A 22,183-nucleotide genomic window follows, 5' to 3' on the forward strand; every position below is an offset into this window, starting at 1 on the left:
AAGACTTTTAACATAGAAAATGCTCAATGTTATAAACCTAAACTGTCCCTTAAAATTAGATCATTATTGCTATTTTGACCCCAATATGCTGTTTTCAATGTTTTTATTTTTGTGGCAGAAGTGGTCATTACTTTTGCATTTGGACCAAAACCACTTTTAAATTCTTCCGTCCAACTTTCTATGGCATAAGGAAAATCTGAAGTAAAATCAATCTTTAAAGTACGTTCCAATTCAGGGTAATGAATGGTGTAGGTAGAAGTTTCGTGGTTTGATGATAGGTTGGCCATGGCACTGTATGTCTTAACCTTTTTATGGACCAATCGTAAATATTCCAGCGAAGGTACCATGGATATATCGCCCAAGGGAAGATTATTGGGGTTTATGCGGATCTTGGTCCAGATTTCGTTTTCCAAGTTGGCTTTTTCCATTGAAAATGCTTGGTCCGCCTCACTCTCAAAATAAGAATGTGAAGTAAACTCAAATTGATCTCTATTGTTCAATTGAGCGTATACGTGACCGCACCATTCCTGGACCGATAAACTCGTCTTTATAGCGTGTTGATTGTCACGGACAGGGTAAAACGTACTGTTCATAATGGAGTATGGATAAATACCGGTTAAAAACTTTTTGGTCGCATTGAGTTTAAGAACTGAAATATTATCGGCACTGGCACGGTCTGCTTTTACTTGTTTATTGGGCAAAAAGGGTTCGGTAACGTAGATCATCGCGGCTGTTCCATCTCGTAGCTCTCCATATCGTGCCTGTTCCAACCGGTAGGACGTGATTTCGGCATTTCCTGCATACCAATACTTTTTAAAATCTTCGGTGAGCGGATTTCTGGGCAGGGGCTTTTCCATTTCGAGCTCTGGTTTTTGCAAAGTCTCCTCGGCAACACTATTTTTTTCTTGACAACTGACAAATAATGCGATTGCAATAATCAAGCGGGCAATTTTTGGTATTATATGAGAAAGTTTCATGGATGCTTTTTTCAAATTTAAGGTTAAAGTCGGTTTATATCAATATACTTAACTTTTTCCAATACAGGGAAAACTGTAATTTTGCAAAAATTTCAGAAGCAAATATTCTTGGTATGCAACAAATTGAGCTGATGGCTCCGGCCGGTAATTTTGAATCTTTGCAAGCCGCTCTGGACAATGGGGCAGATTCGGTATATTTTGGAGTTGAACAATTGAACATGAGGGCAAGGGCCACGATGAACTTTACTTTGGACGACCTGCCCGAGATAGCCAAACGATGTAATGCCAAAGGTGTTAGGACTTACCTTACCTTGAATACCATAATTTACGATCACGATCTATCCATTGTAAAAAATCTTTTAAAAAAAGCCAAAGAGGTTGGTCTCACCGCCATAATTGCTATGGATCAGGCTGTGATATCTTCGGCAAGAGAGTTGGGACTGGAAGTTCATATTTCTACACAGATCAATGTGACCAATATAGAAACGGTCAAGTTTTATGCCATGTTTGCCGACACCATGGTTTTGAGCCGTGAGTTGAGCTTGCGTCAGGTAAAGAAGATAACGGAACAAATTGAGAAGGAGCAGATCAAGGGTCCATCCGGGCGTTTGGTCGAGATTGAAGTATTCGGACACGGAGCTCTTTGCATGGCTGTTTCCGGTAAGTGTTATATGAGTTTGCACTCCCACAATTCATCTGCAAATAGAGGAGCTTGCAAGCAGAATTGCCGTAAAAAGTATACGGTGATCGATCAAGAAAGTGGTTTTGAGATGGAACTTGACAATGAGTATATAATGTCGCCGAAAGACCTCTGTACCATCGATTTTCTTGATCAAGTGGCAGATGCAGGGGTAAAGGTCTTAAAGATAGAGGGACGTGGACGTGCTCCGGAATATGTGGCCCGTGTAATAAAATGCTATCGCCAGGCGATAGATAGTTTGTACGAGGGAAACTATGATAAGAAAAGAGTGATCGAATGGATGCAAGAATTGGAAAAAGTCTACAATCGCGGCTTCTGGAGCGGTTATTATTTAGGTCAAAAGCTGGGAGAGTGGAGTAAAATACCCGGTTCCTCTGCCACACAAAAGAAAGTGTACATTGGAAAAGGAGCACATTTCTTTCCAAAAAGCAACATTGGCGAGTTTACTATTGAAGCCTATGATCTTTCTGTTGGAGATACAATTTTGGTTACAGGCCCCACCACTGGTGCCAAGGAAATGAAGGTTACCGAAATGTTGGTGAACGATGCCAAATTATCCACAGCCAAAAAAGGAGACTCCGTAACCATTCCTTTGGAATTTAGGATTCGCCTTTCGGACAAATTGTATAAAATTGTTGAAAACAAGGTGGAAGCCTAATGGTAGTTGTTACGCTTCAGCGAGAAAAATGCATCGGCTGCAACTATTGTGTTGAAATGGCGCCACAGCATTTTGCCATGTCCAAAAAGGATGGTAAATCTGTTTTATTGCATTCACAGAACAAAAAGGGGTTCCATACCATAAAATCGCACGATGAGGGAATTTTTGATAGCTGTGAACAAGCTTCCAAGGCATGTCCTGTAAAAATCATATCGGTAAAAAGAACCTGATCAAAGTTCCAAAAGGGTAGTGTACACCAAATGAGTGGGTAATCCTACGACATTGTTATAAGAACCTTGGATTTCAGAAATACCGATCATTCCGATCCACTCCTGAATACCGTAGGCACCTGCTTTATCGTAAGGTTGGCATCTCTCTATATAAAAATTGATCTCATCATCGGTCAAATCTTTCAATTTTACTTTGGTAACACAACTGGCCATGGTTTGTTTTTGCGTGGTGGTAAAACATACCGAGGTAATAACTTCGTGCCAATCCCCGGACATGGTCTTTAACATTTTAAAAGCCTCACCTTGGCTGCTCGCTTTTGCCAACGATGCATTGTTGTGCCAGACCACGGTATCCGAGGTTATCAAAATATCCGAAGGGTTCAATTCATTCTTAAAGGGGGTAGCTTTTAACTTGGCCAAATAAGCGGATATTTCTTCGCCCTGTAGTTCTTGAGGGTAAATTTCTTCCACGGATTTTGGGCGTACCTCAAAATCCAGCCCTAATTCTTCCAAAAACATTTTACGACGGGGAGAACCCGAACCTAGGATTATGTGCCTACCTTTGAGTTTTTCCTTGAGTGGGTTTTTAGTCATTCTTTGCACTAAAATTATCGTTCCAGTCCCCTCGAACTTTCAAGACCTGTTCAATCACGTCCCTTACGCAACCATCTCCTCCGTTTTTATGGGAAACATAATCGGAAATCGCCTTAACTTCTGCAACGGCATTTTGTGGGGATGTCGCCAATGCGACCATTTTCATAGGGGGAATATCCGGCATATCATCGCCCATGTAAAGCACGGTTTTCGGGTCTATATCGTGAATGTCCATATATTCTTCCAAAGGTTCCTGTTTATGGTGTGCCCCCATGTAAAAATCGGTAACACCTAGACCTTTTAAACGCTCTTTTACCCCTTGGTTGGTACCCCCCGTAATTATGCAAACGTTGTAACCTTTGGTAATAGCTGTTTTTAAGGCATAACCGTCTTTAACGCTCATTTTGCGCAATAGTTCACCATCGGTGGTGATCAATACCGTGCCGTCGGTAAAAACACCATCGACATCAAAAACAAAAGTTGTGATATTGCTCAAAAGCTCTTTATAATTCTTCTTCATGTGCTTGTATTATGGCTCTGCTCAATAGTTTGTATAAAGTAATATGTTCTTCATTTTTTAAGAGTTCCAAATGACCTTGCATACTTTGCCGATCGTTTCGGCGTGCGGGCCCAGTCTGTGCTTTTTTGGGTGGCATCGTTTTAATTTTCTCCGCTGTTTCCAAAATCAATGGTTTCAACAAATTAAAAGATAGGCCCTCATGTAGGCAAATCTCTTCGGCAACCCCATATAGGTAGTTGGTAAAGTTATTTACAAAAACGGCTGCAAGATGCAATTTTTTTCGCTGTTCCGAGTCGATAGGATGTACATTTTCAGATATAGATCTGGCCAAAAGCTCCAATACTTTCAGAGATTCGGTATCGCTTGCTTCAATACAAATGGGAATTGTGGAAAAATCTACCACCTTACCTTTGGTAAAGGTTTGTAGGGGATAAAAAACACCCTTTTTTGTGGAGTGAACAACTGCCATGGGCATAGCTCCGGAAGTATGGGCCACCACACCTTTTTTGTTTGCAACAAATTTGGATACTTTGCCTATAACATCGTCCTTAACAGCAATAATGTACACATCGGCATCGACGATTTCCTTAAAATTATCGGTTACTTCGGATTTGTCGGAAAATTGGTGCAACGCTTGGGTATTGCGACCTACAACTTGGACCACATTAACGTTTTTGGCCTTGGTAAAAGCATCGTGTAAATGTTTTGCCAAGTTACCGGTTCCCAATAGTACTATCTTGAGCATGATCAAAACTACAAATTTAGGGTTGATGGATTGCAGCAAGAATTAACAAATCTGTATGATTTTTATCAGCTTTCGCATTTAGGAAGTTCTAAAAAGGCCGTATTTTTGCAAGCCGAAAGTAGACCGAATTTCCATGATCGACATTGTTAAGAAAACACTTTTTTCCACGAGACTTATGGCCGTTCTTTTTTTGGTTTTTGCTGCGGCAATGGCCATGGGAACGTTTATAGAGAGCTGGTACAGTACGGACACCGCAAGAATTTATATTTACAACGCCACTTGGTTCGAGGCCATAATGGTCTTTTTTGTAATCAACTTTTTCGGTAATATTTACCGATATCGTTTGTTGCAATGGAAAAAATGGCCGGTACTTTTGCTTCACCTTTCTTGGATTTTGATCATTGTGGGGGCATTTGTAACCCGATATATCAGTTACGAAGGCATGATGCCCATTCGTGAAGGCGCCACGGAAAAGGTTTTTTATTCGGACAAAACATATTTGACCGCTTTTATAGATGGTGATATCAACGGGGAAACCAAACGAAGGGTTTTAGAGGATGCCATTTTGGTTACTCCAGAAGGCAGACGGTCGAGTTTACCGTGGAAATCGGATTTTAATGGACAGCCCTTTACCATAAGTTATGTGGATTTTATAAAAGGAGCGGAACGTGGATTGATTCCTGATGAAAATGGCACCGAGTTTTTGCAGATTGTTGAGGCGGGCAATGGCCAAAGGCATGAACACTATTTGGAAAATGGGAAAATTGCCAGTTTGCACAATATTCTTTTTGCCCTAAACAACGAAACGGAAGGGGCCATCAATATTTTTTATGATGAAGAAAATGGCTTTCGTATAAAATCTCCTTTTGAGGGTGATTTTATGAGGATGGCCGACCAATACCAAGGTGAATTGCTGGCAGATAGCATACAACCTTTGCAATTACGGTCGCTATACACTGTGGGAGGCATGCAGTTCGTTGTCCCCGAACCTATTACCAAAGGTAGTTATGGCATTGTAAAAGTTCCGGACGAAGAGATTACCGCCGTAACCCAAGATGCGCTCATTGTCTCCGTTTCTGCAAATGGAGAAAGTAAGGAAATCAAACTATTGGGAAGCAAGGGAAATTCCAATTTTTCCGATAAGTTCAATGTTGGAGGTCTCGATTTTACATTAAGTTATGGCTCTAAAGTGTACGAGCTTCCGTTCTCTGTTCAATTGAACGATTTTATCGCCGAGAAATACCCTGGGACCGAAACAGGATATGCTTCTTTTATGAGCAAAGTAACCGTTCACGACGAAAGACCTTTTGATTATGATATTTATATGAACCATATTTTAGATCATAAAGGATATCGGTTTTTTCAATCCAGTTTTGACCCCGATGAAAAGGGAACAGTACTTTCCGTTAACCACGATTGGTGGGGGACCTGGATTACCTATATAGGGTACTTTCTTCTCTATATTGGACTAATGGGTATTATGTTCTACGGAAAAACACGATTTAGGGATCTACAGGCAATGCTCGAAAAAATAAAGGCCAAAAAAGCCGCCTTGACCACAATTACGCTCTTTTTTGCTTTTGTTTCCATAAACGCACAAGAAACGTCACATGAGCACCAAGGGCTGCCCACAAAAGCTCAAATCGACTCAGTTATCCAAGCTACGACTGTTGCCAGGGAACATGCGGAAAAATTTGGCGCATTGGTCATACAGGACGAGGGAGGACGAATGAAACCCGTACACACCTTTGCTTCTGAACTATTGCGAAAACTAAGTGGGGAAAACAAATACAAAGACCTTACGCCAGGTCAAGTTTTCCTTTCCATGATGCTCAATCCGGGTGTTTGGTATACCGTGGATTTTATTGAAGTGGGAAAATGGCAAAACGATAGTATTAGAAAAGTAATAGGAGTTCCGGAAGGCACAGAATTTGTAAAAGCAACCGATTTTTTTGATGCCAAAGGGGCGTACAAACTAAGGCCGTATCTGGAAAAAGCAACATCCACCAATAATCCATCCAATTTTGAGAAGGACATTAAAAAAGTAGGGGAGCGATTAAGCTTGTTGGATATTGCGCTGAGTGGACAGATCGTGAAGATTTTTCCTTTGTTGAACGATGAGAACAACAAATGGATCTCTGCTGTGGAATACCGTTCTGGTCAATATCAAATGCAAGATTCGTTATATGCCAATTTTGTGAACAATGCAATGCCTTACTATTTAAACTCCTTGCAACAATCCATTGCGACCGGGGATTATTCCCAGCCCGATAGATTGTTGGACGCCTTTAAACAAAATCAGGTAAACCATGGAGCGGAAATATTGCCATCGGACAACAAAATAAAAGCCGAGATCATATATAACAAACTGGATTTGTTCAACCGATTGTACAAGTACTACGCCATGGTCGGTGTGCTGTTGTTTTTTGTTCTGATTGCCAAAATTTTTAAGGAGCGTAAATTTTTGGACGCCTTTGCCTACCTGTTAAAGGGAACCATTGTTTTATTCTTTATTTGGCATACCGTTGGGTTGATAATGCGATGGTATATCTCGGGGCACGCGCCTTGGAGCGATGCTTATGAAAGTATATTGTACGTAGGTTGGGCAACTATGGGCATTGGACTGGCCCTTGGCCGAAAAAGTGAGCTCACCATTGCGGCAAGCGCCTTTGTAACTTCCATGTTATTGTGGATAGCCCACCAAAGTTGGGTAGATCCGGCCATAGGTAATTTGGTTCCCGTATTGGACAGCTATTGGTTAATGATCCATGTTGCTGTTATTGTAGGTAGTTATGGACCGTTGACGGTAGGTATGATCTTGGGTGTAGTTGCGTTGTTATTGATCATACTCACCACGGAAAAGAACAAAAAACGTATGGACCTGAATATTAAGGAGCTCACCGTGATTAACGAACTGGCATTAACGGCAGGTTTGGTAATGCTGACCATTGGCAACTTTTTAGGAGGACAATGGGCCAACGAGAGTTGGGGGCGTTATTGGGGCTGGGATCCTAAAGAAACCTGGGCCCTTATCTCCATTATGGTGTATGCCTTTGTTTTGCACATGCGGCTGGTTCCGGGACTACGTGGCAAATGGATATACAATTTTGCGAGCATTGTGGCTTTCGCCAGTATTATGATGACCTATTTTGGCGTAAATTTCTACTTGGTCGGACTGCATAGTTACGCCAGTGGGGACCAAGTAATAACCCCAAGCTTTGTATGGTATACAGTACTCGGGGTCTTTATTTTAGGTGGAATTAGTTTTTGGAGGTACAAAGTACATTATGCCAAAAAGTAGGCTATTGTTCCATTAATAACTTCATAATCTCTTCTGCGGCCACCTTGCCCTTTTCCTTTAGGAAAGGTCTAGAGGTATTATCGCCCAGTTCAAAAACTATGGATGGCATATTGTGGTGCACATAAAAGTATTTGCTGGATACCATGGTCGGGTCAATTTCATCGGAAGCACTTACATTGGTTTTCTTTTGAGGTAATCTATCTCCGATCCTTTCGATCCAATCAAAGATTATTTTGCCTTTTTTACCGGTAACCGTTGTATCAATGGGATAATAAATGTCGTCCCAAGTGGAATGGAAGTCTGCGCCAAAGACAAAATCATATTCTTTGTCTTTATCCACAAGAAAATTGCGAACATTCCGAGTTTCGGGTTGATTAAAATTTTGCCAATCCCTATTAAGGTCGATTCCGCCCATGTTGTGCCGCCAATGACCGTTATCTGCTCCATCAGGATTCATTAATGGCACAACAAAAATGGTATGCTCCTTTCTAAAATTTTTAGCCAGTTCAGAATCATTGGAGATGGTTTCTATAAAGGATTTCATGGCCAAAAATCCAGTAACCTCTGGTGGATGTTGCCTCGATATGATCATTAATGCTTTTTTAGTGACAGTATTTTCGTTGATTTCCATTAAATGCATGGTTCTTTTCTCCTTGGAAAGCCCAATGGGATAATTGTCAATGAAGCTCTTTTGGCTCAACGAATCCACCCATTCCTTCACTACGGCAGATGTATATAGCTCCTGAGCGGTCACCCAAGTAGGTTTTTCGTTGACACTAATGGTAAGCTCGGCAGATTCTGGTGCGGCTTTAATGCCAAACTCGCCTTCACCCGGATTAATTGCTTTAAAACGGGTACTGTCCAAAGGCTTAAAGTTTTTACCATCAGTACTTATTTTTGGGTAATATCTGCTTCGGGAATCTTGGTAATTGATCTGTACGGTAATCTCCTTCGCCTCTTTGGACCAAACCTGAAAGGCGTACCAGGGACTCACATTAATGGGGGTATTTTCTGCTGTTATCCAAACGGTATAGTGATCATTGCCATCGTAGGCAACGCCGTTCAGTCGGGCACCATCGAACTTATTGGAGAAAAAAGTAGTACTGTCGTTAAAGGCCCAAACGCCTCTCCATTGTTTTTGGATGGGTTTGTCCACCGTAGGTACAACTGGACTTTTTCCTTGCCCTTGATAACCCGTTTTTTCTTTACTTTCTATAGTTTCTGGACCTTTTTTACAGGAGGATAGAAGTACCAAGGACGATAATGTTCCAATGGTAATCAAAAGTTTAATTCGCATGGTTTTCAGAATTTTTGAATTGGTTTGGTTACTAAAATACTACAACTGATTTTCCGATAAATATAAAATAGATATAATTGTATCCATTTTTTTCGCATCTTTGCGCCATTATGAAGTTATAAGAATTATGTACGCGATAGATGCCAACGTTGGGGAAACCCGATTTAAGTAACCGAAAACTTCTCGGTAACTAGGTATTTCACTTCTTTTTTTACACATAATTCTATTTATAATGACAAATCAACATACAAATTCATTTAAAAAATTTATTCGGTATTTCTGGATAGCTATTTCTGGGAAAGAGACTGAGTTTACCACAGGAAGCATCCGTAAAGCCATTTTTATGTTATCCATTCCCATGATCTTGGAAATGCTCATGGAATCCATTTTTGCTTTGGTGGATATTGCTTACGTTTCCCAAGTAAGTGTAAATGCAGTTGCGACTATCGGGTTAACGGAATCCGTAATTACTTTGGTGTATGCCTTGGCCATTGGTCTAAGCATGGCGGCAACCGCAGTGGTGGCCCGTAGAATAGGCGAAAAGGATGTGGATGGAGCTCGAATTGCCGCAGTGCAGGCCATAGGATTGGGTGTTTTAATTTCTGTGGTAATTGGCATTTTCGGAATAGTTTATGCCAAAGAAATCCTTGGATTAATGGGGGGAGAGCCCGACTTGATAGAAGAAGGTTACGGTTATACCCAATTTTTGATAGGAGGGAATATCACTGTGGTCCTACTGTTCTTGATCAATGCCATATTTAGGGGTGCAGGAAATGCATCCATTGCCATGTGGACCTTGGTACTCTCCAATGGGCTCAATATAATTTTGGACCCCATGTTCATTTTTGGATTTGGTCCAATACCGGAAATGGGAGTTAAAGGGGCCGCGGTCGCCACTAATATCGGTCGTGGAACAGCGGTACTGTTCCAATTGGGAATTTTGTTCTTTGGATGGGGCAAAATCAAATTGGCGGCCAAGGATTTGGTTGTCAACCTTAAGGTTATGGCAAACCTGGTAAAGGTTTCCTTAGGTGGCATTGCACAGTTCTTGATCGGTACCTCCAGTTGGATTTTCTTAATGCGGATCATGTCCGAATTTGGAAGCGAAGTGTTGGCAGGTTACACTATTGCCATTAGGGTAATGATGTTTTCCTTAATGCCCTCCTGGGGCATGAGCAACGCTGCAGCAACTTTGGTCGGCCAGAATCTAGGTGCCAAACAACCCGATAGGGCAGAAAGATCTGTTTGGAAAACAGGAAAATACAATGCTTGGTTCATGGGCTTGGTTTCCTTGGTTTACCTCATTTTTGCAAAGACCATAATCTCATGGTTCAATTCAACACCGGAAGTTGTTGGGAGCGGTGCGCTCTGTCTTCAGATTATTGCGGTGGGCTATATTTTCTACGCCTATGGAATGGTTATGACCCAGGCTTTTAACGGGGCAGGGGACACCAGGACCCCTACAAAGATCAACTTGCTTTCCTTTTGGTTCTTCCAATTGCCATTGGCCTATATCTCGGCACTGGTTTTAGGTTGGGGCGCAACTGGTGTTTTTGTGGCCATTACCGCAGCGGAAATTTTATTGGCAGTTTTGGCCATGGTCTGGTTCAAAAAAGGAAACTGGAAGAAGGTGCAAGTATAATGGGTTTCGTATCTTTAGCATAAAGAAAATCCAATATGAAAAGTGATAAAAAAGGTCTGAACACCATCTGTACCCATGTTGGGGAATTGGAGGATAAAGCGTTCAAGGGAGCCGTTTCGCCATTGTATATGAGTACCTCGTATCAGTTTGATGATGTGGAGGTAAAACGTTATCCACGATATTTTAATACCCCCAACCAGGAAGCTTTGTGCAAAAAATTGGCAGCCTTGGAACATACCGAGGCCGCTTTGATCTTTGGCAGTGGTATGGCGGCCATCAGCACAGCCTTAATGACTTTTCTTCAGGCCGGTGATCATGTTGTACTGCAACAAACCATTTATGGGGGCACCTATCATTTTGCGGTGAGCCAGTTTGAACGGTTTGGTATAGAATATTCGTTTACCAATGGGTGGGAAGTGGATGATTTTGAAAAGGAAATAAAACCCAACACTAAAGTGTTGTATTTGGAGACACCATCCAATCCATTATTGACCATTACCGATATAAAAGGAGTAGCGGATTTGGCAAAAAAGAAAGGAATCCTTTCTATGATCGACAATACTTTTGCAAGTCCGGTAAATCAAACCCCGACAGATTTTGGAATCGATGTGGTGGTGCACAGCGCAACAAAATATATGGGCGGACACTCGGATATTTGTGCAGGAGTAGTAGCTGCATCACAAGAGAATATGGACAAAGTATTCCAAACAGGAATTTGTTTTGGAGGCAGTTTAAGCGATTACACCGTTTGGTTGTTGGAGCGAAGTCTAAAAACTATGGCCATTCGTGTTAGGGCCCAGAACGAAAATGCGATGAAAATGGCGGAGTATTTGGAGAGCAACCAAGATGTGGACAATGTATATTACCCGGGGTTAAAAAATCATCCGGGACATGCAGTGGCCAAATCACAAATGAGAGGCTTTGGGGGCATGTTGTCCTTTGAGCTGAATCCAGAAATTGATGCGTCTTTATTTTTTAAAGAACTACAATTGATAAAACCTTCCATGAGCTTAGCTGGGATTGAAAGCACCATGCTCTCGCCAACACAGACCTCCCATGCGCTAATGAGCCCTGAGGATAGGGCCAAGCAGGGAATAAAGGATTCTCTGATCCGTTTTTCGTTGGGTATTGAAGAAATAGAAGATTTGGTCGAGGATATAGAACAGGCAATAGCCAAGGTAAAATCCATGACCGTTACGGTTTAAGAATATATATGAAATTAGACATTTTAGTGTTTGGTGCCCATCCTGATGATGCCGAACTAGGGGCAGGGGCCACCATTGCAAAGGAAATTTCCAAAGGTAAAAAAGTAGGTATAGTAGATTTGACCCGTGGTGAATTGGGAACACGGGGCTCTGCCGAAATAAGGGACCAAGAAGCGGCTAGGGCTGCAAAAATTTTAGGTGTTGCCGTTCGGGAAAATATGGAGTTTGCCGATGGTTTTTTTGTTAACGACAAAGAGCATAAACTGGAGCTCATTAAAATTATTCGTAAGTATAGACCAGAAATTGTATTATGCAATGCCGTTGATGATAGACATATAGATCATGCGCGCGGCAGTAAATTGGTAAGTGACGCTTGCTTTTTGAGTGGTTTAATGAAAATTGACACTAAAATGGACGGGGATGACGAATGGCAGGAAGCATGGAGACCAAAATTGGTTTACCATTACATCCAATGGAAAAATTTGGAACCCGACTTTGTTGTGGATGTTAGCGGTTTTATTGATAAAAAAACCGAGGCCATAATGGCGTACAGCTCTCAATTTTACGATCCCAATAGCGATGAGCCCGAAACTCCCATCAGTAGTAAAAATTTTACGGACAGTGTTAATTACAGGGCAAGGGACCTAGGTAGAATAATAGGGGTGGAGCATGCCGAAGGGTTTACAGTAGAACGTTTTGTAGGCGTGGACAGTTTGTGCGATTTGATTTGATCAAGATGCATTTTGGTATCTTTTCAATGCTTTTGGTACGGTAAAATAGAAGGTCGTCCCCTTACGTGGCGTACTTTCTACCCAGATTTCGCCATTATTTTTGTGGACCATTTCTTTACATAGCGATAAACCTAAACCGGTACCTTTTTCGTTGTTGGTTCCGTAAGTAGTGATGTTGGAAGAGTCCTTGAATATGGATTCCTGCATTTCTTGGGTCATACCAACACCAGTATCCCTTACCGATATCTGCCACATGCCCGCCTTTTCCTCGGCACCTACGGTAATAAGACCATTCTCGGGCGTAAATTTTATGGCATTGCTCAAAAGGTTCCGGATAACAATATCTATTTGGTGGTTGTCCGCCCAAATACGGGGATTATCCGGCAGTTGATTTATTATTTTAACGGACTTGTTGTTCGCAATTTCCGACAGTAATTGAATATTGTTGACGACCAATGTGGATAATGATACGCGTTTTGGCTTGGTGATCACTCCGTTCAACTGGTTCATGCCCCAAGACAATAGATTGTTCAGTGTAAAGGAAATATTGTCCACATCGGACTTTAGTTTTGGAATATAAGATACCAGTTCCTTGGTTGAAATATCCCCATCGGTGAACATTTTTAAAATACTTTGCAATCCTCCAATAGGTCCTCGCAGATCGTGCCCGATGATTGAGAATAGTTTGGTGTTCGTTTTATTGATTTCGTGCAGCTGCGCTTCTCGCTGGGTTACGGCCAAAGATTTTTCCTTGAGCTCCCTGTTCAGTTTTTTCTGGATCTTTTCACTCCTACGGACCACAAAGGTGATGATACTCAGAATAAGTAAAACAATTACTGAAAAATAAATATAGTTCCGTTGTTTGGCCAATGCGGCTTGGTTGGCCTCGATCAATTCTTTTTTCTCCTGTTGATATTCCAATTTGGTTTCGAGCAAGGACAAGCTCTGTTTGTTTTTGTCCATAAACAGGGAATCGGACAGGGTTTTAAAAGTTTCGAGATAGGCCAGTGCCTCCTCGTTTTCACCTTTCTTTTTATATATTTTGTACAAAGTCTCAGAACAATCGATCTGTCCTTGTAGCGATTTTATTTTTTGGGATATTGCGAGACCTTTTTTTGCATGCACCAAAGATAAACTATCCTTTTCCAAGCCATAATAGACTTTGGCCATACCGTTCATTAATTGGATCTTTATCCTATTGTCCTCAATCTCGTCTTTAAAGAGCATATTACTTTGATCGTACCAATACAAGGCCCACTTATATTTTTTTTGATCCAGGTAGATATCGCCTTTTACCTCGTAGGCGTAGGCAAGCCAATCGTATATTTTGTATTTTTCGAATGTGTTTATACTGCGGTTGATGTTGAAGATTGCATTTTTATAATCTTTAGCATCTCTGTATAAAGATGCCATATTGCTCTGGGTCTCCGCATCGATAATTTCGTTGCCCACTTTGCGATTTATTTTTTGGACCGTATCGTAGAACATCAGAGCATTTTTAAAATCTTTCTGGTCGGCATAGAGGCCGGCTATGTTTTCATTGAGTACCGAGAGCATTTTAAGGTTGTTGATCTGTTTTGCCAGATCAATGCCTTTCAGATTTAAGTTAAGAGCTTCGGCATAGTTGCCTTCGAAACTATAATTTTGGGCCAGAGTGTTCAATATGGATATTTCACTTTGAACATCCTCCACATCTTTCGAAAGTTGAAGCGCTTCTTTGAACAGGGGCATGGATTTTTTTCTATCCCCTTTATCATAGTAATAGTTTGCCACGGCTTCCAATCCTTTTATGGTGCCATAGTTGTAATTAATTTCACTACTGTATTCCAAGGCTTTTTGGGCCACATCGTAGAGACGTTCGTTGTCGTGGAACCTGTAAACTCTTGCCAAACCTAGGAGTAGATTAATGTGGGTACTATCCTTGGGATTAAATCTGTTGGTAGATTCCAACCGACGTAATCTAAGCTCCATACTGTCTTTTTTGCTGGTTTGTCCTAAGAGCGGACCGGAAAAAAGACAAAAGCCCAGTACCACCATACAAAATGATAGTGTTTTAAAGTTGTTGGGTATGAAGTTTTTTTCTGACAACAATAGGTTGAAAATTATTTATGGTAAATCTACCTTTACACTACATTAATTGGAATTATTTGTTGTGAAACTGCCAAAATTGTGTGTTTGGTCTTAAAAACGTGCACTTCGTCGGTAAATTGTACAGATTTGATATTATGTTAGTTGAATGCGGGATTTTTCTAGGGCAAATCCATTGGATATAATTTTATTGATGGAAATTGAAAAATATTTTGGTTGAATCATTACAAAAAAGTATTTTTGCATCCGCTTTAAATGGTGGTTGTAGCTCAGCTGGTTAGAGCGCTGGATTGTGGTTCCAGAGGTCGCCGGTTCGAACCCGGTCTTCCACCCTTAAGTTTATCAAATCCCAAACCATTAGGTTTGGGATTTTTTGTTTTTAAATAGAATCAAAGCCAAATTCTAGTGCACTTCGTTGTCAGCAGAAGCTTGATCTATAATAATTTTTAGTTTTAGATCATATTTTTCTATCCTTTTTTAAGAAAATAACCTCATCCGTCAATTGAAAAGTGCCATCCGTCAATTGAGGCCCCATTCACATTTCTTTTCGACTATTTTTCCGAAATAATTGTTAAAACATTTTCTCTTCCCCCAAGAAATTAGATGAATTTTCTATGTACAAAAGGGTATTACTGACCTTTTTTTTGGTCGTACAATTGCTTCAATATGCAAGTGCAAACAAACTTGAAAAAACAGACTCATTACATCCCAAAAAAACTAAAATTAGGAGCTTTGACCAACTGTTGGGGCATAACGAGAATCATTTTTTAATTCACTCTTCAACGAAAAGTGAATTTGATCAGGAGTATATCAACAAAAACTTTTCACGAGACACCATAATAACCCAGCAATTAGGTGCTGCCCAATCGGTTTTTGAAAAACTGGAAGAAACTCAAAATTATATAGACCTCATTTCTTCAAATGACTTGGCAATCCTACCTATTGGAGTAAAAAAAAAGATAGGAACTATTACTTATAGAATGGCTATAAGTAAGGCTAAAATTATGCCCAATTATGCAGCAGTCACTGCTTTTGTCCATATTCAAATACCGCAAACGGATACAGATGGCGAACCAATAGAGTTATTTTTTGGTGCGGACAACATTAAAATCTCCCATCAAGGTGGCATTTATGGTGATGCCAATTTGGTGTTGTTGGGAGATATAGGTATTCCGATAAACGGGGGTAACGGATTAGTAGCGTTACAGGGAGGGTTAGATATGGAAACCGGAAATGTTCAAGACCTCACTTATGTTACCATTGATTGCGGAGGATTTAAAGAATTGGGAATTACTGCGGATGTACTTTTTCCCAGAAGTATGTTGGAACCTGTGGATTCCTATTTTGAAGTTATTACGGATGAAAATGTAAAAGTACAGGGACATTTCCAAACCATAGTTGGGGACTGGAACGATATTTTGGTTGAAATTGATTTACCCGCTTTCCAATTGGCAAAAAACCACATTTCTGATCATTCTGGAAAAGGAGGACTCGTTTTTGACATCAACAATGCCGTTTTTGATTTTAGTGACGTCCGAAATTCATCAAGCGTAGAATTTCCCGAAGGCTATCAACAATATTTAATCCCTGGTCACGAACAGCTATGGCGTGGTGTATACGTAAATAGCGTTCAAGTTATTTTACCCAAACAGTTTAAAAAAAGGAATAGTGAGGAACGAATCACTTTTCAAGCATCTAATTTACTTATTGACGGGGTAGGAGTCTCAGGGAATTTTTCGGCAGACAATGTTTTGCCAATAAATGAAGGAGAGGCTTCTAAGTGGCAGTTTTCAGTAGATCATATAGAAGCTGATTTGTTGGCAAATAATCTGGTTGGAGCTGGGTTTGACGGTATGATCGTGTTGCCCGTTACGGAAAAGGTTACAGTGGAGGAAGCAAATGACAAAACAACGCTCAAACAAAGGACACTTAATTATCAAGCTATCATCGACCCTGTAAATGACGAGTATCTACTAACCGCAACGACCAACGATGCCATACCTTTTGATGTATTTAAAGCAAAGGCAACGATCACTGCCAATTCTTACGTGGAATTAAGGGTATCTGAAAAAAAGTTCAGACCCAAGGCCGTACTGCATGGCAATTTGGCCATTAAGGGAAGCAACAGTACTTCGGATCCAGACAAAGGTACGATTGATTTTAAGGGGATAACCTTTCAAAACTTACAATTACAGACCGTTTCGCCCTATTTTCAAGTGGATCACATGGGCTATACAGGGGATGTCACCTTTGCCAATTTTCCTGTAACCATTTCAGATATTTATATCAACGCAAGTAACACTTCCGCAGCGCTCACTTTTAACCTTGATGTAAATATGATGGAAAAAGGGTTTGCGGGAAATACAACGGTTTCCATTGTTGGTGGATTCAATGAAAATGAAGGGCTACATCGCTGGCGCTTTCAAAAGCTGGACATACACGACATTCATGTGCAAGCTGACTTGGGTACCATTCAAATCGAAGGCATGGTAAGTATTAAAAATGATGATCCTGTTTATGGAGATGGTTTTTACGGAGAGTTGGGAGCTACATTTAACGGGATTGCTGTAGACGCTTCGGCATGGTTTGGCAAAACAGATTTTAGATATTGGTATGTAGACGCATACGCCGACCTATCGCAATCCCAAGTTCCGGCTTTTATTGGTCCGGCCAAAGTAAATGGTTTTGGAGGCGGCGCATATTATAGGATGAGCAAAAAGCCTGGAGAATACTCTGCATTGGTTCCTTCCGGACAATCCTATATCCCAAATGAGAACAATGCGCTTGGCTTTCGAGCGCTGGTCGGCTTTGCACTGGCCAATGAAAAAGCATTCAATGGCAAGGTAGGCTTCGAAATGGATTTTAATAACCATTACGGTCTTAACCGTGTTATGTTCTTTGGGGAAGGACATATTGTTAAAGCATTGGACTTTCAGTTTGGAGAAGCTTTCAAACAAAAGCTGAAAGACATGGAGGAACAAATCAACTCCTTTGGCGAGAACAATCCCACCATGCAACGTCTCAAAGAAACCAATCTTGTGGATTACAGCAAAGTGAGCTTTCCCCAAGATGGGTTGACTTTTGATGTAGGCATAGATGCCCATTTTGCCATGGAGATGGATTTTCAGCACAGAACATTCCATGCCGAACTGGAAATTTACGTGAATACACCCGGTGGCTTTTTTCAAGGGGTCGGACCCAGAGGAAGAGCCGGATGGGCCGTTTTTCATATTGAACCCGAAGAATGGTATCTGCATATCGGAACCCCACAAGATCGTATTGGATTGAAACTTGGGTTAGGCAACTTTAGTCTAAAAAGCACATCATATTTAATGATCGGTGAGGATTTGCCAGGTAGTCCACCGCCTCCCCCTATTGTTGCTGAAATTTTGGGTGTAGATATAGAAAGCCTCGATTATATGCGGGACTTAAATGCTTTGGAGAGCGGAATGGGATTTGCCTTTGGAGCTGACTTTAGCTTGGATACAGGGGATATGACCTTTTTGATATTCTATGCAAGATTCCAAGCAGGATTTGGCTTTGATATTATGATCAAGGATTATGGTGAGGCCGCATGTAAAGGTAAAGGACAAATAGGGATTGATGGTTGGTATGCCAATGGGCAGGCCTATGCTTACCTCCAAGGCGAGTTGGGCATAAATATAAAACTACTCTTCGTTAAGAAAAAAATACCCATAATAAAAGCGGGTGCGGCTGTTCTTCTTCAAGCAAAGCTACCCAATCCAGCATGGTTTAAAGGATACTTGGGCGGGCATTTTAACCTTTTGGGTGGATTGGTCAAAGGAAGGTTCCGTTTTAAAATAGAACTTGGGGAAGAATGCGAGATTATCGGGGGTTCACCTTTAGGTGGTTTAAAAGTGATTGCTGATGTTACTCCAAGGGATGGTTCTGATAATATTGATGTGTTTGCTGTCCCACAGGCTGCATTTAATATGCGAATAGATCACCCATTTGAGTTGGAGGATGATGAAGGTGTGAAAACCTATCGCATTCTCTTGGATGAATATCGAGTGACAAGTGAGGGAACGGCAATCAATGGAGAGCTGGAATGGAATGAAAACCATGACTTGGCAAATTTTGTCTCTCATGATATTTTGCCTCCAAATACTGCGATCGATGTAAAGGTTTCTGTAAGTTTTCAAGAATGGAGAGGAAACCGATGGATTACGCTGACCCAGAATGGAAAGCCAGCAAAAGAAATAGAAGAGCGAAGCTTTACCACTGGAGAAGCACCTGACTATATTCCTCTTACCAATGTGGTTTACACATATCCCGTGGTGGATCAGCAATACTTTTATCAAAATGAGAGTAGCGAGGGCTACGTAAAACTAAAAAGGGGGCAACCTTATTTATTTGCGCCGAAGACGGATTGGGTGCAATCCACACAGTTTGTAACGGAATCACAATCTGTAAGCAAAAATCAAGTAGTTTACAATGCTTCGGATAAAATGGTACGCTTTGATTTTCCTGAATTGCAGAATCAAACAACCTACACATTTAAACTATTAAGCGCATCGCCGGAAGAGGCAAGCTCAGGAACCATTAACGAAAACTATGTTTCGGAAAACAGTGGTCAGGAAGGTACCTCGATCGAAGTACGTAACAGAGAAATAGGAACTGAAGCAAAACAAACCGCAGAAACCGAAATTTTGGTTTTCGAGTTCACTACAAGTCAATACAACACTTTTAAGGATAAAGTAGCGGCCAAGCAAGTAGATCAATATTTATTAGATCCCATTCACTCCAATGTTCACGCACTACAGGTAGATGTTATTATACCATCGGAACGTTTTGGGAAGGATGAAATATTAGGAGCTGAATATTCGGATAATAAGCCTATGATCTCAAGACAGGCTATCTTGAGTGACAGTTATTATCACCAAGCTATACACCCACTTATATATGAGGGTTACCCCTTGGAATCCCGTTTCACAGTTGACCGAGATACGAAGAAACTAGGTGTACCGCCCAAAAAAGGAGTGGATATTCTGACTTGGTACATCTCGTATTTGGAATCCAATCCCGATTATTCATTATTAGACAGGAGGATTCCATATCGATATAATCTACCGTATTACTACAAACAGGATTTTATAGATATCCAATATAAAGTAGTCAATGTCTATTTGCATGAACCATCGAAATATCAATCCCAAATTGCTAAGTACAACTACATCATAAATGGCATTATGCCACCCATCAGAACAGGGGATTATAAGGTAAGGTTCCAATACATGCTTCCTGGAGAAATCGAGGGGACTTCACAAATCTTTAAATACAATAACCCTTATTAATCGCATCGCCATGAAATATTCGATTTCTTCAAAAAATATTATGGCAGTGTTGATAATTTGCTTTACTGCAATTCAAATTAATGCCCAACAAGATTCTTTGGTTAAAAATGTGCCGGAAATTGTAGCGATGGCCCGTCCACAACAAGATGGTAGAATAATGCTCCGATGGGCAGTTACTACACCATTGGCATGGCGGAAGCTGAACGAATATGGTTATCAGGTGAAACGATACACCGTCACTCGCAATAAAAAAACATTATCAGCCCCAATTGAAAAGCTTCTGGGGACCTTTAAGCCCGAACCATTGGAAGAATGGGTGTCAGTGATAGATAAAAATGATAATGCAGCCGTGATGGCACAATCCATTTACGGAGAAGCTTTTGATGTGGAGGGAATGGACCAACTATCGGCCATAATTAATTTAGCTGAAGAACAAGAACAACGATTTACATGGGGTTTATATGCTGCCGATCAAGATTATGAAGTAGCTCAAATGGCAGGTTTGGGATATGTAGATCAAGAGGTGTATGCGAACGAAAAATATGTATATAAAATTACTTCACTGGTTCCTGAAACTTTAATAAAAATTAAAGAAGGAGGGGTTTTTATTGGTCTTCACGATTATGAAGATTTACCCAGGCCTTTGGATTTAGCTGTGGCTTTTTTTGATGGAAAATCCATGCTGAGCTGGAATTATGCCATCCATAACCAGACATATAACAGCTATTTCGTGGAAAGGTCTATTGATGGGGTCAACTTTAAAGGATTGAATGATTTACCTCTTACCACACTCAATAATAGTGAAAAAACTGACCCGATGCGGATGTTTTATACGGATTCCATTACCAATGGTCAGACGTATTATTATCGAATAAGGGGCAAGACACCTTTTGGGGAGTTAAGTCCCATCTCCGAAGTGGTTTCCGGAAAAGGAGAAAAAAAGTTGGCCTACGTGCCCCATATCACTTCAAGATATTTTGAAGATGATAAAACGGTATTGTTGGAGTGGGAGTTTATGGAAGAAGGGAATACTATGATCACAGGGTTTGAACTTAACCAAAGTGATAATGTTGATGGGGCATATAAAACCGTGGTAAAAAATATACCGCCCGAAGCACGAAAAGTACGGTACGATAGCTTAATGCCAACAAATTACATGACGATTACTGCATTGGGCAAAAATGGAAGCAAGCGAACTTCATTCCCGGCATTGGTGCAGCCCGTGGACTCCGTTCCCCCGACCAAGCCCAAAGGGTTTACAGGAAAAGTGGATAGTTTGGGAGTAGTAACCCTAAGTTGGGCCGCCAATATCGAGAAAGATATACTGGGCTATCGCATTTTTAGAGGTAACAATAAAGACGAAGAATATTCACAGATTACGGTTTCACCACATCAAAACACAATCTATTATGACAGTGTTTCGGTAAAGAATCTCAACAGCAAAGTGTATTACCAGCTGATTGCCGTGGACCAACGCTTCAATATGTCCGAACCCTCGGAAATCCTGGAACTCAAAAAGCCAGATTTTATAAAACCTACGCAGCCCGTATTCAAATCTTACAATATAAAGAATGGCAAAGTGCATCTCAGTTGGGCCAGTAGCTCCAGTGACGATGTGGTAAGGCACGAGCTATATCGGAAGGCGGGTGATAGTCTTGATTGGAAACTTGTTTATACGGTTGACAGAATGCAATATCCAGATACCAGTAAGCAGGATGCAGATAGCAGTATGCAGTATGCGGGTAGCAGAGGACATATAGCAGAGGGCAGGAAGCAGTGGTCAGACGAAGATGTAGTCGAAGGCCAGCAATACACGTACACCCTTATTGCCATTGACGACAGCGAACTCGATTCCGACCCGGCACCGCCACTTACGGTAATTGTGCCCAAGACCAGTTTACACCCTCCATTACAAGGACTGTATGGCAAAGCGGATAAAGAAGCCGGAACCATAACCATTCACTGGAAAGCTTATAAAGAACCCAATGCTTCCAAAATCACCATTTACAAAGGAGTACAAGGCCAACCCAAAAACCTGTTAAAAGAAGTTCCAATTGAAGCAAGAGGCTTAGTGGACCGTAAAGTACAACCCAACAATACTTATGAGTATCTGTTTCGGGTAGTTTTTGGGGATGGAGGGGTGAGTGAAATTATAAGTTTGGATGTAAAATATTAAATAC

14 protein-coding genes and 1 tRNA gene are annotated in these 22,183 nt (G+C 41.0%); 9 read left to right on the plus strand and 6 right to left on the minus strand.

The window, feature by feature from the left end; all coding sequences use genetic code 11:
• Nucleotides 1-29: 29 nt before the first annotated feature.
• Entirely contained in the window at nt 30-977 is a 948-nt protein-coding gene (locus AB9K32_RS04225) for a septum formation inhibitor Maf (RefSeq protein WP_369884449.1), read from the minus strand.
• A gap of 113 nt (nt 978-1,090) precedes the next feature.
• On the opposite strand from AB9K32_RS04225, the gene AB9K32_RS04230 reads away from it, so the two are divergent.
• Together AB9K32_RS04230 and AB9K32_RS04235 are read left to right on the plus strand one after the other, a co-directional pair.
• Entirely contained in the window at nt 1,091-2,335 is a 1,245-nt protein-coding gene (locus AB9K32_RS04230) for a peptidase U32 family protein (RefSeq protein WP_369884450.1), read from the plus strand.
• Complete coding sequence (locus tag AB9K32_RS04235; RefSeq protein ID WP_224837254.1) at nt 2,335-2,565, plus strand: ferredoxin; 231 nt, start codon at nt 2,335-2,337, stop codon at nt 2,563-2,565. The genes AB9K32_RS04230 and AB9K32_RS04235 overlap by 1 nt, the downstream gene beginning before the upstream one ends.
• Here the strand turns inward: AB9K32_RS04235 and AB9K32_RS04240 are convergent, their stop codons facing one another.
• From AB9K32_RS04240 to AB9K32_RS04250, 3 genes are read right to left on the minus strand one after another with little or no spacing between them, the layout of a single operon-like run.
• Nucleotides 2,566-3,159 carry a Maf family nucleotide pyrophosphatase gene (locus tag AB9K32_RS04240; protein WP_369884451.1) on the minus strand — a complete coding sequence of 198 codons (594 nt, stop codon included), beginning with the start codon at nt 3,157-3,159 and terminating at the stop codon, nt 2,566-2,568.
• Nucleotides 3,152-3,679: a KdsC family phosphatase gene (locus AB9K32_RS04245; RefSeq protein WP_369884452.1), complete on the minus strand. Its 528-nt coding sequence runs from the start codon at nt 3,677-3,679 to the stop codon at nt 3,152-3,154. The genes AB9K32_RS04240 and AB9K32_RS04245 overlap by 8 nt, the downstream gene beginning before the upstream one ends.
• Entirely contained in the window at nt 3,663-4,424 is a 762-nt protein-coding gene (locus AB9K32_RS04250) for a Rossmann-like and DUF2520 domain-containing protein (protein ID WP_369884453.1), read from the minus strand. The genes AB9K32_RS04245 and AB9K32_RS04250 overlap by 17 nt, the downstream gene beginning before the upstream one ends.
• A 133-nt stretch (nt 4,425-4,557) precedes the next feature.
• On the opposite strand from AB9K32_RS04250, the gene ccsA reads away from it, so the two are divergent.
• Nucleotides 4,558-7,725, plus strand: coding sequence for a cytochrome c biogenesis protein (gene ccsA / locus AB9K32_RS04255; protein WP_252079627.1), 3,168 nt, complete (start codon nt 4,558-4,560; stop codon nt 7,723-7,725).
• A gap of 1 nt (nt 7,726) precedes the next feature.
• Here ccsA and AB9K32_RS04260 read toward each other — a convergent pair whose 3' ends face one another.
• Nucleotides 7,727-9,022: a M14 family metallopeptidase gene (locus tag AB9K32_RS04260; protein ID WP_369884454.1), complete on the minus strand. Its 1,296-nt coding sequence runs from the start codon at nt 9,020-9,022 to the stop codon at nt 7,727-7,729.
• Between the two features lie 232 nt (nt 9,023-9,254).
• Here AB9K32_RS04260 and AB9K32_RS04265 point away from each other — a divergent pair, with 232 nt between their 5' ends.
• The 3 genes from AB9K32_RS04265 to bshB1 are packed head-to-tail and all read left to right on the plus strand — an operon-like array spanning nt 9,255 to nt 12,600.
• Nucleotides 9,255-10,664: an MATE family efflux transporter gene (locus tag AB9K32_RS04265; protein ID WP_369884455.1), complete on the plus strand. Its 1,410-nt coding sequence runs from the start codon at nt 9,255-9,257 to the stop codon at nt 10,662-10,664.
• A gap of 35 nt (nt 10,665-10,699) precedes the next feature.
• Nucleotides 10,700-11,869, plus strand: a complete 1,170-nt coding sequence (locus AB9K32_RS04270; RefSeq protein WP_369884456.1) for a PLP-dependent aspartate aminotransferase family protein — start codon at nt 10,700-10,702, stop codon at nt 11,867-11,869.
• Between the two features lie 8 nt (nt 11,870-11,877).
• Entirely contained in the window at nt 11,878-12,600 is a 723-nt protein-coding gene (gene bshB1 / locus AB9K32_RS04275; RefSeq protein ID WP_252079631.1) for a bacillithiol biosynthesis deacetylase BshB1, read from the plus strand.
• On the opposite strand, the gene AB9K32_RS04280 is transcribed toward bshB1, so the two are convergent.
• A complete protein-coding gene (locus AB9K32_RS04280; protein ID WP_252079632.1) occupies nt 12,601-14,571 on the minus strand; it encodes an ATP-binding protein in 1,971 nt (656 codons plus the stop codon). It abuts the gene before it with no gap.
• A 374-nt stretch (nt 14,572-14,945) separates the two neighbouring features.
• On the opposite strand from AB9K32_RS04280, the gene AB9K32_RS04285 reads away from it, so the two are divergent.
• The 3 genes from AB9K32_RS04285 (at nt 14,946) to AB9K32_RS04295 (ending at nt 22,179) form a co-directional block, all read left to right on the plus strand.
• Nucleotides 14,946-15,021 (plus strand) — tRNA-His (locus AB9K32_RS04285).
• A gap of 281 nt (nt 15,022-15,302) precedes the next feature.
• Entirely contained in the window at nt 15,303-20,003 is a 4,701-nt protein-coding gene (locus AB9K32_RS04290) for a hypothetical protein (RefSeq protein WP_369884457.1), read from the plus strand.
• A 10-nt stretch (nt 20,004-20,013) separates the two neighbouring features.
• Nucleotides 20,014-22,179 (plus strand): hypothetical protein, encoded by a 2,166-nt coding sequence (locus AB9K32_RS04295; RefSeq protein ID WP_369884458.1) that lies wholly within the window; start codon nt 20,014-20,016, stop codon nt 22,177-22,179.
• Nucleotides 22,180-22,183 lie beyond the last annotated feature (4 nt).

It is taken from the genome of Allomuricauda sp. XS_ASV26 (assembly GCF_041224615.1).
GTDB lineage: Bacteria > Bacteroidota > Bacteroidia > Flavobacteriales > Flavobacteriaceae > Flagellimonas > Flagellimonas alginolytica.